Source organism: Hyphomonas johnsonii MHS-2 (genome assembly GCF_000685275.1).
Taxonomy (GTDB): Bacteria; Pseudomonadota; Alphaproteobacteria; order Caulobacterales; family Hyphomonadaceae; genus Hyphomonas; species Hyphomonas johnsonii.
On the sequence record NZ_ARYK01000005.1, the window covers coordinates 47,204 to 62,849 of the forward strand.

A 15,646-nucleotide genomic window follows, 5' to 3' on the forward strand; every position below is an offset into this window, starting at 1 on the left:
CGCCTCAGACCTTGATCCCGGCTTTCTTCGCGTCGGCAAGGAAGGCCTCGAGGCCCTTGTCGGTCAAGGGATGATTGGCGAGCGCCTTGATCACCGAAGGCGGCATCGTTGCGACATCCGCGCCGGCGAGCGCGCACAATTTCACGTGGTTTGGTGTCCGGATCGATGCGGCGAGGATTTCGGTGTCGAACAGGTAATTGTCGTAGATCTGCCGGATGTCGCTGATCAGCTCCATGCCGTCGACATTGATGTCGTCGAGACGCCCGATGAAGGGAGAGATGAATGCCGCACCGGCCTTGGCGGCGAGCAGCGCCTGGTTGGCCGAGAAGCAGAGCGTCACGTTGACCGCCGTGCCTTCGTCCGACAGCGTCCGGCACGCCTTGAGGCCGTCCCAGGTCAGCGGCAGTTTGACGGCAACATTTTCCGCGATCCTGGCCAGCTTGCGGCCTTCGCTGACCATGCCCTCGGTATCGATCGCGACAACTTCCGCGCTGACCGGGCCGGGGACCAGGCCGCAAATTTCCTTGATCACCTCCGCAAAGGGGCGGCCGGACTTGGCGATCAGCGACGGATTGGTGGTCACCCCGTCAATCAGGCCGGTCTCGGCGAGTTCTGCGATGTCCTTGGTGTCTGCAGTGTCGACAAAGAATTTCATTGCGATGGATCCAGTGTGATGGGGCTTGAGGAAACTATGGTCGGCCGATGGACGTGTAGGCAAACCCGAGGGCCGCCATGTCTTCAGGCGAGTAGATATTGCGCAGGTCTACCACGATATTGGATTTCAATGCAGTTTTGACCCGATCAAAATCGAGCGCGCGGAACTGGTCCCATTCGGTGATGATGACCATCGCGTCGGCACCTTCGATCGCGGCGTACGGGTTGGAAGCAAATTCCACTCCCTCCAGAAGATGGCTTGCTTCAGTCATCGCTTCGGGGTCGAACGCCCGGATCTTCGCCCCTGCGGCCATCAGCGCCGGCAGGATGTCGAGGCTCGGAGCGTCGCGCATGTCGTCCGTGTTCTGCTTGAATGCGAGGCCGAGAACACCGATTGTCTTGCCCTGGACATCACCGCCCATGGCGCGGATCACCTTTTCGGCCATGGCCCGCTTGCGGTCCGCATTCACCTGGACGACGGTATCGACAATCCTGACCGGCGCGCCGGCATCATTTGCCGTCTTCGTCAGGGCAAGCGTATCCTTGGGGAAACAGCTGCCGCCATATCCGGGACCGGCATTCAGGAATTTCCGGCCGATCCGGTTGTCGAGGCCGATCCCACGGGAAACTTCCTGGACATTCGCGCCGACCTTTTCACACAGGTCCGCCATCTCGTTGATGAAGGTGATCTTTACCGCCAGGAAGGCGTTGGCGGCATACTTGATCAGTTCCGACGTGCGTCGGTCGGTGAACAGGATGGGCGTCTCGTTGAGGAAGAGTGGCCGGTACAATTCGCGCATCACCTGCTGCGCCCGCTCGTCTTCTGTCCCGACGACGACGCGGTCGGGAATCTTGAAATCCTTGATGGCGGCGCCTTCGCGCAGGAATTCCGGGTTGGAGACGACCGCAAAGTCACCGTCCGGACGGACCTTGCGCATGATCTGCTCGACCTCGTCGCCCGTGCCAACCGGCACGGTGGACTTCGTCACGACAACCGTAAAGCCGTCCATCAGGCCGGCTATTTCCTCGGCTGCCGCATAAACGTAGGACAGGTCCGCGTGCCCGTCGCCGCGCCGCGACGGTGTGCCGACGGCGATGAAGACGGCGTCGGCGTCGGCGATGGCCTCGGATGCATCCGTCGTGAAGAACAGCCGCTCTTCCTCGACATTGCTCGCAACGAGCGCATCGAGGCCCGGTTCGTAGATCGGCATGACGCCGTTCTTCAGGCGGTCGATCTTCGAAACATCCTTGTCAACGCAGGTCACGACATGGCCGAAGTCCGCGAAACAGGCGCCTGAAACAAGCCCGACATAACCCGTGCCAATCATCGTAACACGCATGGAAAACCCTCGATAAACTGTCCGGTAAAAGTGCAGGCGAGGGGTGCGATTTTTGAACCGCGAGGTCAAGGGCCCGCGGTCATGCGCGTCCTAGGCGCCGAGATATTCGAGCGATGCGCCGATCTGGCGTGCCGCATCCAGATCGGTCTCGTCATCGAAATACGCCGCGACCATGACCTGCCCTTCGGCGCCGTGCGCGAACGCGTAGAGCCCCTGGACGCGGGCGCCGTCACCACGCGTCTCCGACAAGCGGTAGCTGAGCCGGGCGACGCCGCCGCCAACTGATTCGCTGATTTCGCTCGCCTCGGGTGACGCATTTGCCTTGTCGCGGGCCATCCGGTCGTCGATCGACATGCCGTCCTCGACGCCATAGGCGGTCAGCCAGACCGTCAGGCCGGGGCGCCAGAAGCAGAGGCCGGCCTGTTCTTCGCGCCGGTTGAATTCGCCCGGCAGGGTCAGGGCCCAGTTACCTGTGACGTGCTGGCGGCCCGACACGGCAGAATAGTTAGGATTGAGTGCCATCGGCCTCAGATCTCCTGATTGTACGCCCCAACCTCGGCATGCTTGCCCAGCCGGGGTTTGACTTCCTTGTGGAAGAGATCGCGCATGTCCTCTTCGCTGGCCATGGATTCCACCACGACAACCAGTTCCGGCTTGTTCGAAGATGCGCGCACGAGCACCCAGCTACCATCCTCCAGCGTCACGCGCGCACCATTGACGGTGTTCACGTCAACCACCTTGCGGCCGAGAATCATTGTGCCGTTGAGGGTTTCGTATTCGGCAACCATCCGGTCGATCACGCCATACTTCACCTCGTCACCGCAATGCGGCGACATGGTGAGAGACGTATAGGCCACTCCCAGTTCGTCGCGCAGGTCGGCCATCGTCTTTCCGGGGTTGCGATCGAGCATTTCGAGGATCGCCTTGGCGGCGGTCAGCGCGCAGTCATAGCCCAGCCCGATTGGCGGGCGGAAGAAGAAGTGGCCGGACTTCTCGAACCCCGCGAGGGCGCCCAGCTCGTTGGTGCGGCGCTTGATGTAGGAATGGCCGGTCTTGTAATAATCGACGGTCGCGCCGTTTTCCTTGAGGATGGGGTCAGTCTTGTAGAGGCCGGTCGACTTCACATCGACAACGAACGTCGCATCCTTGAAATTCTTCGACAGGTCGCGCGCCAACATCAGGCCGATCTTGTCGGCATAGATTTCCTCACCGGTATTGTCGACCACACCGCAACGGTCACCGTCGCCATCGAATCCAAGCACCACATCGGCGCCGAGGTCTTTTACGGCTTTTGACATTTCGTGCAGCATTTCGGCATCTTCGGGGTTCGGATTGTACTTCGGGAACGTGTTGTCGAGGTTGCAATCCATCTCGATGACCTCGGCGCCCATGGCCCGCAGGGCATCGGGAGCAAACGCCCCTGCCGTCCCGTTGCCGCAGGCCGCGATCACCTTGATCGGACGCGACAGCTTCACGCCGTCGGCAACAGACGCGATGTACTTCTCGCGCATGCCATCCACCCTGTAATGGGCCCCGCCGGCGCGCGGCTGGAAGTCGCCGCCCATGACGATTTCCTTCAGGCGGCCCATCTCGACCGGGCCAAAGGTCAGCGGCCGGTCCGCCCCCATCTTGACGCCGGTCCAGCCATTCTCGTTATGGCTGGCGGTGACCATTGCGCAGCAGGCTGCATCCAGTTCGAACTGGCTCCAGTAGACCATAGGCGACAGGGCGAGGCCGACATCGAGCACTTCGCAACCGCCCTGGACCATGCCCAGGATCAGGGCATTCTTGATTGGCTGGCTGATCGACCGGAAATCATGGCCGGTCACGACCTTTGGCGTGACGCCCATCTCGTGGAAAAGGGTCGCCATGCCCAGGCCCAGCGCCTGCACACCGGTAAAGTTCAGTTCAGGCGGCTTCTCATGGCCAATGCCATTGAACCACCAGCGCGCATCATACTCGCGAAACCCCGTGGGTTTCACCATCGGAAAGATCTCGAATTCCAGCGTATTGGCGGGAATATGGGCGAGGGGTTTCGGCATCATGGTGGGCAATCTCCGGGTTTCATCAGGTGTTCAACACAAGTCTGGCGTGTCTGGCAACCGAATGCAGGCTTCGCGCCACAGGCGATATGTTAACCGCCGGATCGCTCAGCGCACATGGCGTTTCAGGAAGTCCGCGATCCACGCGCCTACGAGCGCATTGTCGCCGGGGCGTGCCAGCGAGGCGACCGCGTCAGCCGCAGCAGGCCCGAGACGGTCGGCCCGCGCCGTATAGAGCGCAGCAGAATAGCTGTCATCGAACTCAGGGTGGCACTGGAAACTGATGGCGGGGCCCTTGGCATAGTAAAGGCCGGCATAGGGCGTGAAATCCGATCGCGCGATGACGTCGGCGCCAGGCGGCAACTCCACGACCTGGTCCTGATGGCTGACGGCGATCGCGATCGAATCCGGGCACTTTCTGGCGGCAAAATCCGGGCAGGCCAGCACGTCATAGGTGTGGCGGCCGACTCCCCAGCCTTTGGGGGACTTGATCACCTTGCCACCGAGCGCCGCAGCGAGCAGCTGGTGCCCGAAACAGATGCCGACCTGCGGCGTGCCTGTCGCCGCAGCCGCGCGGGCGAAGTCCATCAGCGGCGCAATCCAGGGGGCGTCATCGTAAACGCCTGCAGGCGATCCAGTGATCAGGACAGCGTCCAGCGAGGCCGGATCCGGCAGGGATTCGCCCTTGATCACGGACACGGTGTCGAATTCCAGCTGCGGATCCGATGCACGAAGAAGTGCACGGAACATGCCCGGATAGTCCACGAATGATGCCCGGATAGGCTCCGGAACGAGGCCCGTCTCGACGATGGTCAGCTTCATGGCGCCGCTGGCGCCTCCGGCAGCTGCCCGGCCACCCAGCTCTTGATGTGGCTGTCGAGGACGTCGAGCGGCACGGCCCCCTCTTCGAGGACCGCATCATGGAACGCGCGGATATCGAACTGCGCGCCCAGCGCGGCTTCCGCCTCTGCCCGGAGTTCCCGGATTTTCAGCTCGCCCACCTTGTAGGCGACCGCCTGCCCCGGCCAGCCGATATAGCGGGTCACCTCATTGTCGATATTCAGCTGGGCGAGCGCGGTATTGTCCTTGAAACAGGTCTCGGCCTCGTCCCGCGTCCAGCCATACCAGTGCAGGCCCGTGTCGGCGACAAGCCGGCAGGCCCGCCACATCTCCATTGAAAGGCCGCCGAAGCGCTCATAGGGCGTTTCGTACAGGCCGGCCTCGCCAGCGAGGTGCTCGGCATAGAGGCCCCAGCCTTCCCCGAATGCAGTCGCATAATAGTCCTGCCGGAATTTCGGCTGGTCGCTCATTTCCTGGCTGAGGGCGATCTGCAGGTGATGGCCCGGCACGGCTTCATGCGCAGTCAGGGCAGGAAGTTCGTAGAGTGGGCGTTGCTCCAGTGCGTAGGTATTGACCCAGTAGATGCCGTGGCGCCCCTCGGCCGGGTCGCCCTCGACATAGCGCCCCGTCGTATAGCCCGGCGCGATCGCCAGCGGCACCGGCTCGACATCATAGGCCAGCTTGGGCAGGTGGCCGAAATAGACCGGCAGGATCGCGTCCATGCGCGCGGCAACCGCCTTGGCCCTGGCCATCAGGTCTTCGGCGGAGGTGGCATAGAATTGCGGATCCGTCCGCAGGAACACCAGGAAGTCGGCAAAACTGCCCTCGAAACCGATCTCGTCGATGATTGCTTCCATCTCGGCCCGGATGCGCGCGACTTCGCGTTCGCCCAGTTCGTGGATCTCGACCGGTGTATAGCCAGCGCCCGCAGTATGGTGCTCGACATAGGCAGCGTAGGCCTCACGGCCACCCGGCAGGTCTGCGATTCCGGCGCCCGCCCGAGCATGCGGCGCATATTCCGTTTCCAGGAAGCGCAGCGTGTCGGCATAGGCCAGCAGGGCATGTGACACGGCGGCCAGCCCTTCCGCGCGCAGGCGGTCGGCCACGTCCGGCGCCATGTCTTCCGGCAGGGTGAGGAACGGCTTGTAGAAGTCGCTGTCAGCCGGATCGGAGACAAGCTGTTCGCGAATCTGGTCCGACATCGTCGTCAGCGGATCGACATGGGCCGTCCAGCCGGTGGCAACACCGCGCCGCATGTTTTCGATATTCTCGGTGAAATAGCGGGGAACGTCGTTCAGGCGAGCGATCCAGGCCTCGGCCTCGGCCTGTGTTGTCAGTTTCGTTTCCATCGCAGCAAAGACCGGTTCGGCCTGGAAGCCCCAGTCACCTGTGAACGGAATGCGCGCAGAATCGTACTTCACGTCGTCGAGGTCGCCACGCAGCAGGCGCTTCAGGATCGCCTTGTCGACGGTGCGGGATGTCTCGGCCGCGTCAATGCGCGCCAGCAGGTCCTGCGCCACGGTGGCATGCGCGGCCAGCACGTCCGGGCGGACATCGCGCCACTGGCGCGCCTCGGTTCCGTCCTCGCGCGCCGCTTCCTCGGGATTGACCGATCGCACATAGGCTTCGTACGCGACGACGATCGCATCCATCGGGTCCGGTGCCGGGTCTGCAGTGGCCAGCAGGGGACATATCAACAGGCTGAGACCGAAAATCAGCGGTTTCATATTGTCGCTCCTATTGCCGTTCACGTTGACAGGATCATAGAGGTGCCTAGAACGCGAAGCCAAGCATTTCATTACAGGTGAGGTAACCTTTCATGTCAGGCACCAACCGGGCCAATTCACGCCCCCTGTCGCCCCATCTGCAAATCTGGCGCTACCACGCCACGATGTTTGCCTCGATCACGCACCGCATTACCGGCATGGGCCTGTACTTCGGCACGTTCCTGATCGGGGCCTGGCTGATCGCCCTGGCCAGCGGTCCTGAAACCTATGCCCTGCTGGAACCCGCCTTCACGTCCATTCCGGGACAGGTGGTCCTGTTCGTCTGGACAATCGCCGCCCTGTTCCACTTCGCCACCGGCATCCGCTTCCTGCTCTGGGACGGTCCGCATATCGGTTTTGAACCCAAGACCGCCAGCGCCGTATCCGTTTTTCTCTATGTATTTGCCGTCCTGGGCGCAGTGGCCATCTGGGCCACCATTCTCTGGTTGTAAGGGGTCCAACCATGGCCAATAACGAATTCATCACACCGGCAAAGGCCGCGCGCGGGCTCGGGTCTGCCAGAGCTGGCACGCACGACCATATCCGCCAGCGCGTCACGGCAATCGCGCTTGTCTTCCTGGTGCCCTGGTTCATCTTTTCGGTGATCAGCGCGACGAACGCCGGCTATGAATCGGCGGCCGAATGGGCCGGCAAGCCGTGGAACGCCATCCTGCTGATCCTGACTGCGGGCGCCACATTCTATCACATGCGTATCGGCATGCAGATCATCATCGAGGACTATATCGCGAAGACGAGCACACGCACGGCCTTGCTGATCCTGAACAGTTTCGCCGCAATCGCGCTGTTCGTGACGGTCGCGCTATCTGTCCTGAAACTGTGGATTGGCGCGGGCGCCTGATGGCCGCCGCGGGAGAAACGAACATGACCGACTATACATTCATTGATCACACTTACGACGTCGTTGTCGTCGGCGCCGGCGGCTCGGGCCTGCGCGCTGCGCTGGGCGCCGCCCAGGCCGGTCTCAAGACCGCCTGCATCACCAAGGTCTTCCCGACCCGCTCGCACACGGTTGCTGCACAGGGCGGCATCGCCGCCTCGCTCGGCAACATGGGTGAGGACAACTGGCGCTGGCACATGTACGACACCGTCAAGGGATCCGACTGGCTGGGCGACCAGGATGCCATCGAGTATCTCTGCCGCGAGGCACCGGCCGCAGTGTACGAGCTTGAGCACTGGGGCATGCCGTTCTCGCGGACCGATGAAGGCAAGATCTACCAGCGCGCCTTTGGCGGCATGACGCGCGATTTCGGCGAAGGCCCTGTCCAGCGCACCTGCGCCGCCGCCGACCGTACCGGCCACGCCATGCTTCACACGCTATACGGCCAGTGCGTGCGCGAAGAGACCGAGTTCTTCATTGAATATATCGCCCTCGACCTGATCATGGACGACGATGGCGTCTGCCGGGGCGTGACCGCCTGGAAACTGGACGACGGCACGCTGCACCGGTTCCGCGCGCAGAAAACGATCATGGCGACCGGCGGCTATGGCCGCGCCTTCTTCTCCTGCACGTCGGCCCACACCTGTACCGGCGACGGCAATGCCATGGTGCTGCGCGCCGGCCTGCCGCTGCAGGACATGGAATTCGTGCAATTCCACCCGACCGGCATTTACGGATCGGGCTGCCTGATCACCGAAGGGTCACGCGGCGAAGGCGGCTACCTGACCAATTCCGAGGGCGAACGCTTCATGGAGCGCTATGCGCCCTCCGCGAAAGACCTCGCCTCGCGTGATGTCGTCAGCCGCGCCATGACGGTGGAAATCCGCGAAGGCCGCGGGGTTGGCCCGGAAAAGGACCACCTGCACCTGCACCTCGAACACCTTGGCGCCTCGGTCCTCGCCGAACGCCTGCCCGGCATTTCGGAAACCGCGAAGATCTTTGCCGGTGTCGACGTCACCAAGGAACCGATCCCGGTCCTGCCGACCGTGCACTACAATATGGGCGGCATCCCGACGAACTATCATGGCGAAGTGCTGACCAAGAAAGGCGACGACGCCGATTCGGTCGTGCCGGGCCTGATGGCTGTCGGCGAAGCGGCCTGCGTGTCGGTGCATGGCGCCAACCGCCTCGGTTCCAATTCGCTGATCGACCTTGTCGTGTTCGGCCGCGCGGCCGGGCTGCGCTGCGGTGCAACCACGGAAGCCGGCGCGACCCAGCCGGAGCTGCCCGCTAGCGCCACTGACGCCCACATCGCGCGCTTCGACCGGATCCGGAATGCGACGGGCGACCAGCCGGTCGCCAAGCTGCGCCTGGAAATGCAGAAAGCGATGCAGGCCGATTGTGCCGTGTTCCGCACCGGCCCCGTCCTCAGGAACGGTATCGAGGCGATCGATGCGGTCTACAAGAAACTGCCCGGGCTGGACGTCAAGGATCGCGGACTGGTCTGGAACACGGACCTTCTGGAAGCGCTGGAATTCGACAACCTGATCGCACAGGCGGCGGTGACCGTGAATTCGGCTGCCAATCGCGAAGAGAGCCGCGGCGCACACGCCCGCGAAGACTTCGCCGACCGCAATGACGAGAAGTGGATGAAGCACACGCTCGCCTGGGTCTCCGACACCGGCAAGGTGACGATCGATTATCGCGGCGTGCACGATTACACGATGTCGAACGACATTGCGTACATCGAGCCCAAGGCACGGATTTACTAGGAGTTTTGATATGGTCCAACTGACGCTTCCAAAGAACTCCAGGGTCGGCAAGGGCAAGACGTGGCCGAAGCCGCAGGGCGCCACCAACCTGCGCCAGTTCCGCATCTATCGCTTCAGCCCGGAAGAGAACGGCAACCCGCGCTGGGACCTGTACTGGGTCGACCTGGACAAGGCCGGGACCATGATCCTGGACGTCCTGTTGTACATCAAGAACAATATCGACCCGACACTGGCGTTCCGCCGGTCCTGCCGGGAAGGCGTGTGCGGCTCGTGCTCGATGAACATTGCCGGTAACAACACCATCGCCTGCACCAAGGGTTTCGACGAACTGCCGGGCGGCGTGATCTCGATTGCCCCCCTGCCCCACCTTCCGGTGGTCAAGGACCTGATCCCCGACCTGACGAATTTCTACGCGCAGCACGCCTATGTGCAGCCCTTCCTGAAGACCGTCACGCCGAACCCGGAGAAGGAACGCAAGCAGTCGGAAGAAGACCGCAACGAACTCAACGGCCTCTACGAGTGCATCCTGTGCGCCTGCTGCTCGACGTCATGCCCGTCCTACTGGTGGAACGGCGACAAGTATCTCGGCCCCGCCGCGCTGCTGCAGGCCTATCGCTGGCTGATCGACAGCCGCGACGAAGCGACCGGCGAGCGTCTTGACGACCTTGAAGACCCGTTCAAGCTGTATCGCTGCCACACGATCATGAACTGCGCGCAGGTCTGTCCGAAAGGCCTGAACCCGGCCAAGGCCATCGCCAAGATCAAGAAAATGATGGTCGAACGCGTATCCTGATCGCCGGGAGCGCCTAGTTCCCGGCCATTGCATCTGCAGCAGACAGGTCTGCTGCAGGCGCTGGATAGACCGTTCCTGACAGGAAGGCGCGCAGGTCGGCAAGCGACTCGGCAGGCACTTCTTCCTGCGGCAGGTGGCCGACATTGGCATACAGTTTGAACGTCGAGCCCGCGATCGCGGCATGGAACTTCTCGCCATGCGCAGCCGGCACAAGATTGTCCTCTGCGCCCTGCAGGATCAGTGTCGGCGTGGTGATCGGGGCCAGCACAGCATCACTTGCATCGCGCCTGTCGCCGCGCCTGGTCATCAGGCCCAGGATCGCCTCGCGGTGGCAGGGCGCCCGACCGAGCGCGGCGTAGCGTTCCACCATGGCATCCGTCACGCGCGTCGTGTCCGAAAAGCTGTCTTCGAGGCCGGACCTGATTAGGCCGGACATGTCGAGGTCTTTCATCACGTTGCGCGCGACCGGATTGGCGAGCAGCTTGAACACGATCGGCGACGACTTGGCCTCGTCCTCGGTCGATGGCCAGCCCGATGCATCAACCAGAACCAGGCCGTCCAGCTTTTCCGGATGCGCAAGCGCATAGTTCCAGGCCGTGTGCCCACCCATCGAGCTGCCAGCCAGGGTGAAATGCTCAATGCCAAGCTGGCCCGTCACCCGGTCGATGACATCGACAAACTGTCCGATGCCGGCCGGTTCGTCAGCAAAGCAACGGCTGAGGCCATGCCCTGGAAGGTCGAGGGCCACCACGCGGTAGTCGCGGGCGAGGTGCTTGATCCAGGGTTCCCACGTGTGCAGCGATGCGGAAAAGCCGTGGACCAGGACGAGCACCTTTCCGTCACGCGGGCCGACATCCCGGTAATGGATCCGGACATCGTCGCCGAGCGGCATGAACTCGCTGTCTGACCCGGCATACAGGGATTCAAGACGGTCGTAAGGAATGTCGGCACGGCGCATGGCGAACCAACCGGCCCCGAGAACAATGGTCAGTGTTACGACTATTGCGACAAGGCTGCGGAACATCGATCAGGTCCTCCCAAGGATTCATCGCTTATCTGGCGGCAACTAAGCATGTGAGTCCACCGGACCTGTCAATTATTGCCGGATTCGCCGCAAACTCTACAGGTTGCATCTCTTCGCAACGCTAGGGTGCGGCACGTGGATGCGAGGCCATCCGTCAGCATGATCCGCCCGATCAAGGGCGTCCCGGCGCCGGTCAGGAGCTTGACTGTCTCCAGCGCCATCGCCGATCCGGTCATGCCCGTCAGTGCACCCACAACGCCGACTTCATCGCAGGCTTCGGCGTCGGGCGGCGTTTCGGGAACCCAGCACCGATAGCACGGTGCGCCCGCCTGAACGCCGGAAGCGAACACGCTCACCTGTCCGGTCCAGCCGGCCGCAGCGCCGTGCACCATGGGCCGGTGGCTGGCGTGCGCCAGCGCATTCAGCGCGTAGCGCGTGGGGAAATTGTCGGAGGCGTCAATCAGCACCCGGCCCGCTGGCGCGTCGCTTTCGGTAAACCTGCGGGTCACCGCGGACACGTTCAGGCGCGGGTCCAGCGCCAGGAGCCGGGCGGCGAGGATCTCGGCCTTCTTGGCGCCAATGTCGGCGTCGCTGAACTGGACCTGCCGCTGGAGGTTTGACCGGTCGACCCGATCGTCATCCCATATCTCGATCTGGCCGACACCCGCAGCCGCCAGGAACAGGGCGCAGGGTCCGCCCAGCGCGCCGGCGCCAATGATGGAGACAGACGCATTGCGCAGCTTCTGGACACCGGGCCCACCGATCTCCTTCAGGAGAATGTGGCGCTTGTGCCGTTCGAGTTCTTCAGCCGAAATGCTCATGTGTCACCATTCCGTAGGGCCGTGGATGAGGTGGGGTCGAGGGGGGCCGTGAGGTAGGTCCAGGCAGGGGGCGGCGTGGTGGCAAGCGTGCGGGCCGCACTCGCCGGGATGCGATACTTCGCATAGCGCCGCGCGAACGGCGAATTGCGCGCTCCCGGCCCGACGCCCGGCCGGGCGACCACGGCAATCGGCAACGTGCCGGCGATGCCCCGCCAGTCTTCCCAGTGATGGAACCCGACCATGTTGTCTGCGCCCATGAGCCAGACAAAATGCGCGCCGGGCGCCTGACCGACAATCGCCGACAGCGTGTCGTGCGTGTAGGTAAGCCCGAGCCGCGCCTCGATGTCTGTGACGATCATGCGCGGATTGCGGGCAACGGCGCGGGCGGACGCTAGGCGCGCTGAAAAATCACCGTGCGATGTCTTCAACGGATTCCCGCGCGCAACGACCCACCAGACCCAATCGAGCTGGAGCCGCCGCATTGCGGTCTCGGCCACCAGCAGGTGCCCGGAATGAGCGGGATGGAAGCTTCCGCCGAACAGACCGATGCGCAGGCCTGCCGTTGGTCCGGGAAGCCTGACTCTTCTCAAGGACGTGTCTGCCCCGTTCCCCGGACGACGTACTTGTAGATCGTGAGCTGGTCAGCCCCGACAGGTCCGCGTGCGTGGATGCGTCCGGTGGCGATGCCGATCTCGGCGCCGAAGCCGAATTCGCCGCCGTCGGCGAATTGCGTCGAGGCATTGTGCAGGACGATGGCGCTGTCGACGCTGGCAAGGAAGCGGTCGGCGACGGCCTGGTCCTCGGTGATGATGGCGTCGGTATGCCCCGACGACCAGCGCTCGATATGGGCGAGGGCACCATCCAGGCCATCGACCACGGCAACCGCCAGGATCGGCGCGAGGTATTCGGTGGCCCAGTCTTCCTCGGTCGCCGTCTTCATGGCGGGCACGATGGCGCGCGCGCGGGCGTCACCGCGCAGTTCGCAGCCGGCCGCCGTCAGGGCAGCAGCGATCCTTGGCAGCAGTGTGTCGGCGACGGCGGCATCAACCAGCAGCGTCTCCAGCGAGCCGCACACACCGGTGCGGCGCAGCTTGGCATTGACGACGATGTCGATCGCCTTTTGCGGGTCTGCTGCGGCGTCGACATAGGTGTGGCAGAGGCCTTCGAGGTGGCCGATGACCGGCACGCGGGCATCCTTCTGAACCCGCTCGACAAGGCTGCGCCCGCCGCGCGGCACAATGACGTCGACCTGGCCATCCAGGCCCGACAGCATCTGGCCGACAGCTTCGCGGTCGGTCGTGCCGACGAGCTGGATCGCATCCTCCGGCAGGCCTTCGGCCTTGAGCGCCGCGCGCATGGCATCGACAAGGGCGTGCGACGAGCGGGTGCTTTCCGATCCGCAGCGCAGGATCGCGGCATTGCCGGAGCGCAGGCAAAGCGTGCCGGCATCAGCGGTCACGTTCGGGCGGCTTTCATAGATGATGCCGATCACGCCGAGCGGCACTGCCACCCGGGCGAAATCGAGGCCGTTGGGCTGTTGCCAGCGGGCGAGTTCGCGACCGATCGGGTCAGGCAGCGCGGCAATTGCCTCGACGCCGGAAACGATGCCGTCGACCCGCTTTTCGTCCAGGGCGAGCCGGTCGAGCATGGCCGCATCAAGGCCCTTCTTGCGGGCGGCTTCCATGTCCTGCCTGTTCGCGTCGAGAATGGCCGGCGCGGCGGCACGGATCGCAGCGGCGATTGCCTTCAGGCCGCGTGTCCGGTCGTCCGCGCTGAGGCGGCCGAGGGCACGCGATGCGGCGCGCGCGCGCGTTCCCATGTCCAGCATGGTTTGGGTCAGGGTATCGTCGGGTTGGTGTGTTTGAACTGTCATATGCCTCTGGTGCCGGAAAGACGCCCTGCCTGCAAGCCCGTCCGCCCTGCCAGCAGGCAGCGCGAAAGCCGCACGGAACCGGGCCGACTGTGCCCTCGGACCGGAGGCCAGACCGCGGGCGGAGGCGATTAGACAGCTGACTCTTGCTGAGAATACCGTAAGTTCAAGGCAACAAGACGACCGGAGGATACCATGATTGACGTCGACGCCATGCCGTTCATTGCCGACATACCGCGCGTGCAGGCCGAGCGACGGCCTGACGCCACTGCATTCTGGTTCGAAGGCACGACAACCAGCTATGCCGAACTCGACGTCCGCGCCAACCAGGTCGCCAACGGGCTGATCGCACTCGGCGTACAACCAGGCGAGCGCGTGGCCTATCTCGCCAAGAACACCAGCGCCTATTACGAGATACTCTACGGCTGCACCAAGGCCCGGGCCGCGATGACCGGGGTGAATACCCGTCTCGCTGCACCGGAAGTCCAGTTCATCCTGTCGGATTCGGCGGCACGGGTCCTGTTCGTCGGCAAGGAATTCTACGCCATCATCGACCAGATCCGCGACCAGCTGCCGGCCCTCGAACGCGTGATCACGCTCGACGGCGACCGCGAGGACTGGGACTATTATCCGAGCTGGCGGAATTCGAAGCCGAACCAGGCGCCCGACCGGACGCCGCTGGGCGATGACGACGTCATCCAGCTCTACACGTCGGGCACGACCGGGCGGCCGAAGGGCGTCCAGCTGACCAATGACAATTACCAGGCCTTCTTCCGCCAGGGCCAACTACTCGACTGGGCCAGCTATGGCGCGGACGAGGCGGTGATGAATGCGATGCCGCTGTTCCATGTGGCCGGCGTGAATGTCGGCATCCTGGCATCAGCCCAGGGATCCAGGACGGTTGTCCTGCGCGACATTGATCCCGGCCTGATCCTGGACCTGGTGGAGCAACAGAAGATCGCCCACGCCTTCTGGGTACCGGCCGTGATCATGATGCTGACGCAGCATGCCCGGGCCCGGACGACGGACTGGTCGTCGCTCAAGGTGGTTGCCTATGGCGCCTCACCGATCGCCGAGAGCCTCCTGCTCGAGGCACGGGACATCATGGGGGTCAGGTTCACCCAGCTCTACGGCCTGACCGAAACGGTCGGCGCGGGAACCTACCTTCCCCCCGAAGCGCACGACCCGGCCTGGGGCAAGTTGCGCAGCTGCGGCGTGCCGTGGCCCGGCGCCATCGTGCGCTGCCTCGATGCTGACGGCAATTCCGTGCCGACCGGCGAAGTCGGCGAGATCGCGATCAAGGCAGCCTTCGTCATGAAGGGCTACTGGAACCGCCCTGACGCGACGGAGGAGGCCATCCAGGGCGGGTTCTTCCGCACCGGCGACGCGGGCTATTTCGATGAGGACGGCTTTCTCTACATCCACGACCGGGTCAAGGACATGATCGTGTCGGGCGGGGAGAACGTGTACCCGGCCGAAGTCGAGAATGCCGTGTTCGGCCATCCCGGCGTCGCGGACGTGGCAGTGATCGGTGTGCCGGACGACAAATGGGGCGAGGCGGTCAAGGCGATCGTCGTGGCCAAGCCAGGTGAAACCCCGACGCCGGATGACATCATCGCCTGGGCGAAAGAGCGCATCGCCGGCTTCAAGTGCCCGAAGAGCGTCGACTTTGTCAGCGAGCTGCCGCGCAATCCGTCAGGCAAGATCCTGCGCAAGGACCTGCGCGAACCCTTCTGGGCCGGGCGGGAACGGCGCATCGGCTGAAGCACAAAAAAGCCCCGCGCCTTTCGGTGCGGGGCTTTTGATCTTGTATGATCGCGGTGCCG

The 15,646-nt window shown here is 63.7% G+C and carries 15 protein-coding genes; 5 read left to right on the top strand and 10 right to left on the bottom strand.

All coding sequences use genetic code 11. The annotated features are described in order from the left end of the window. Nucleotides 1–4 precede the first annotated feature (4 nt). The 6 genes from fsa to HJO_RS10855 all read right to left on the bottom strand — a co-directional run bounded on the left by fsa (nt 5) and on the right by HJO_RS10855 (nt 6,603). The gene (gene fsa, locus HJO_RS10830) at nt 5–655 is read right to left on the bottom strand and encodes a fructose-6-phosphate aldolase (RefSeq protein WP_035616871.1); all 651 of its coding nucleotides are present in this window, start codon (nt 653–655) and stop codon (nt 5–7) included. A 34-nt stretch (nt 656–689) separates the two neighbouring features. Next, nucleotides 690–1,994 (bottom strand): UDP-glucose dehydrogenase family protein, encoded by a 1,305-nt coding sequence (locus HJO_RS10835; protein WP_035616872.1) that lies wholly within the window; start codon nt 1,992–1,994, stop codon nt 690–692. Between the two features lie 90 nt (nt 1,995–2,084). Then, nucleotides 2,085–2,516 carry a hypothetical protein gene (locus tag HJO_RS10840; protein WP_035616873.1) on the bottom strand — a complete coding sequence of 144 codons (432 nt, stop codon included), beginning with the start codon at nt 2,514–2,516 and terminating at the stop codon, nt 2,085–2,087. A gap of 5 nt (nt 2,517–2,521) precedes the next feature. After that, nucleotides 2,522–4,036, bottom strand: a complete 1,515-nt coding sequence (locus HJO_RS10845; RefSeq protein ID WP_035617168.1) for a phosphomannomutase/phosphoglucomutase — start codon at nt 4,034–4,036, stop codon at nt 2,522–2,524. A 108-nt stretch (nt 4,037–4,144) separates the two neighbouring features. Further along, on the bottom strand, nt 4,145–4,858 hold the full coding sequence (locus HJO_RS10850; protein ID WP_035616874.1) for a type 1 glutamine amidotransferase: 714 nt from the start codon (nt 4,856–4,858) through the stop codon (nt 4,145–4,147). Further along, the gene (locus tag HJO_RS10855; protein WP_035616875.1) at nt 4,855–6,603 is read right to left on the bottom strand and encodes a DUF885 domain-containing protein; all 1,749 of its coding nucleotides are present in this window, start codon (nt 6,601–6,603) and stop codon (nt 4,855–4,857) included. The genes HJO_RS10850 and HJO_RS10855 overlap by 4 nt, the downstream gene beginning before the upstream one ends. A 92-nt stretch (nt 6,604–6,695) precedes the next feature. On the opposite strand from HJO_RS10855, the gene sdhC reads away from it, so the two are divergent. The 4 genes from sdhC to HJO_RS10875 are packed head-to-tail and all read left to right on the top strand — an operon-like array spanning nt 6,696 to nt 10,105. Beyond that, entirely contained in the window at nt 6,696–7,094 is a 399-nt protein-coding gene (sdhC, locus tag HJO_RS10860; protein WP_035616876.1) for a succinate dehydrogenase, cytochrome b556 subunit, read from the top strand. A gap of 11 nt (nt 7,095–7,105) precedes the next feature. After that, on the top strand, nt 7,106–7,501 hold the full coding sequence (gene sdhD, locus HJO_RS10865; protein ID WP_035616877.1) for a succinate dehydrogenase, hydrophobic membrane anchor protein: 396 nt from the start codon (nt 7,106–7,108) through the stop codon (nt 7,499–7,501). 23 nt (nt 7,502–7,524) lie between these two features. Continuing rightward, nucleotides 7,525–9,312: a succinate dehydrogenase flavoprotein subunit gene (gene sdhA / locus HJO_RS10870; protein ID WP_035617169.1), complete on the top strand. Its 1,788-nt coding sequence runs from the start codon at nt 7,525–7,527 to the stop codon at nt 9,310–9,312. A gap of 10 nt (nt 9,313–9,322) precedes the next feature. Beyond that, a complete protein-coding gene (locus HJO_RS10875) occupies nt 9,323–10,105 on the top strand; it encodes a succinate dehydrogenase iron-sulfur subunit (RefSeq protein WP_035616878.1) in 783 nt (260 codons plus the stop codon). A gap of 13 nt (nt 10,106–10,118) precedes the next feature. Here the strand turns inward: HJO_RS10875 and HJO_RS10880 are convergent, their stop codons facing one another. The 4 genes from HJO_RS10880 to HJO_RS10895 all read right to left on the bottom strand — a co-directional run bounded on the left by HJO_RS10880 (nt 10,119) and on the right by HJO_RS10895 (nt 13,823). Further along, nucleotides 10,119–11,129: an alpha/beta fold hydrolase gene (locus HJO_RS10880; RefSeq protein ID WP_051618522.1), complete on the bottom strand. Its 1,011-nt coding sequence runs from the start codon at nt 11,127–11,129 to the stop codon at nt 10,119–10,121. A gap of 68 nt (nt 11,130–11,197) precedes the next feature. Beyond that, the gene (locus tag HJO_RS10885) at nt 11,198–11,950 is read right to left on the bottom strand and encodes a HesA/MoeB/ThiF family protein (protein ID WP_035616879.1); all 753 of its coding nucleotides are present in this window, start codon (nt 11,948–11,950) and stop codon (nt 11,198–11,200) included. After that, nucleotides 11,947–12,540, bottom strand: coding sequence for a nicotinate-nucleotide adenylyltransferase (locus tag HJO_RS10890; protein ID WP_035616881.1), 594 nt, complete (start codon nt 12,538–12,540; stop codon nt 11,947–11,949). The genes HJO_RS10885 and HJO_RS10890 overlap by 4 nt, the downstream gene beginning before the upstream one ends. Continuing rightward, a complete protein-coding gene (locus HJO_RS10895; RefSeq protein WP_084141925.1) occupies nt 12,537–13,823 on the bottom strand; it encodes a glutamate-5-semialdehyde dehydrogenase in 1,287 nt (428 codons plus the stop codon). Before HJO_RS10895 ends, HJO_RS10890 begins: the two co-directional genes overlap by 4 nt. Before the next feature lie 192 nt (nt 13,824–14,015). Between HJO_RS10895 and HJO_RS10900 the strand changes: the two genes are divergently transcribed. Continuing rightward, the gene (locus tag HJO_RS10900; protein WP_035616883.1) at nt 14,016–15,584 is read left to right on the top strand and encodes a long-chain-fatty-acid--CoA ligase; all 1,569 of its coding nucleotides are present in this window, start codon (nt 14,016–14,018) and stop codon (nt 15,582–15,584) included. Nucleotides 15,585–15,646: the final 62 nt, after the last annotated feature.

Excerpts from the sequence above, each read along its gene's own strand:
- fsa (WP_035616871.1), bottom strand. The coding sequence starts at position 655 with ATGAAATTCTTTGTCGACACTGCAGACACCAAGGACATCGCAGAACTC.
- HJO_RS10835 (WP_035616872.1), bottom strand. The coding sequence starts at position 1,994 with ATGCGTGTTACGATGATTGGCACGGGTTATGTCGGGCTTGTTTCAGGC.
- HJO_RS10840 (WP_035616873.1), bottom strand. The coding sequence starts at position 2,516 with ATGGCACTCAATCCTAACTATTCTGCCGTGTCGGGCCGCCAGCACGTC.
- HJO_RS10845 (WP_035617168.1), bottom strand. The coding sequence starts at position 4,036 with ATGCCGAAACCCCTCGCCCATATTCCCGCCAATACGCTGGAATTCGAG.
- HJO_RS10850 (WP_035616874.1), bottom strand. The coding sequence starts at position 4,858 with ATGAAGCTGACCATCGTCGAGACGGGCCTCGTTCCGGAGCCTATCCGG.
- HJO_RS10855 (WP_035616875.1), bottom strand. The coding sequence starts at position 6,603 with ATGAAACCGCTGATTTTCGGTCTCAGCCTGTTGATATGTCCCCTGCTG.
- sdhC (WP_035616876.1), top strand. The coding sequence starts at position 6,696 with ATGTCAGGCACCAACCGGGCCAATTCACGCCCCCTGTCGCCCCATCTG.
- sdhD (WP_035616877.1), top strand. The coding sequence starts at position 7,106 with ATGGCCAATAACGAATTCATCACACCGGCAAAGGCCGCGCGCGGGCTC.
- sdhA (WP_035617169.1), top strand. The coding sequence starts at position 7,525 with ATGACCGACTATACATTCATTGATCACACTTACGACGTCGTTGTCGTC.
- HJO_RS10875 (WP_035616878.1), top strand. The coding sequence starts at position 9,323 with ATGGTCCAACTGACGCTTCCAAAGAACTCCAGGGTCGGCAAGGGCAAG.
- HJO_RS10880 (WP_051618522.1), bottom strand. The coding sequence starts at position 11,129 with ATGTTCCGCAGCCTTGTCGCAATAGTCGTAACACTGACCATTGTTCTC.
- HJO_RS10885 (WP_035616879.1), bottom strand. The coding sequence starts at position 11,950 with ATGAGCATTTCGGCTGAAGAACTCGAACGGCACAAGCGCCACATTCTC.
- HJO_RS10895 (WP_084141925.1), bottom strand. The coding sequence starts at position 13,823 with ATGACAGTTCAAACACACCAACCCGACGATACCCTGACCCAAACCATG.
- HJO_RS10900 (WP_035616883.1), top strand. The coding sequence starts at position 14,016 with ATGATTGACGTCGACGCCATGCCGTTCATTGCCGACATACCGCGCGTG.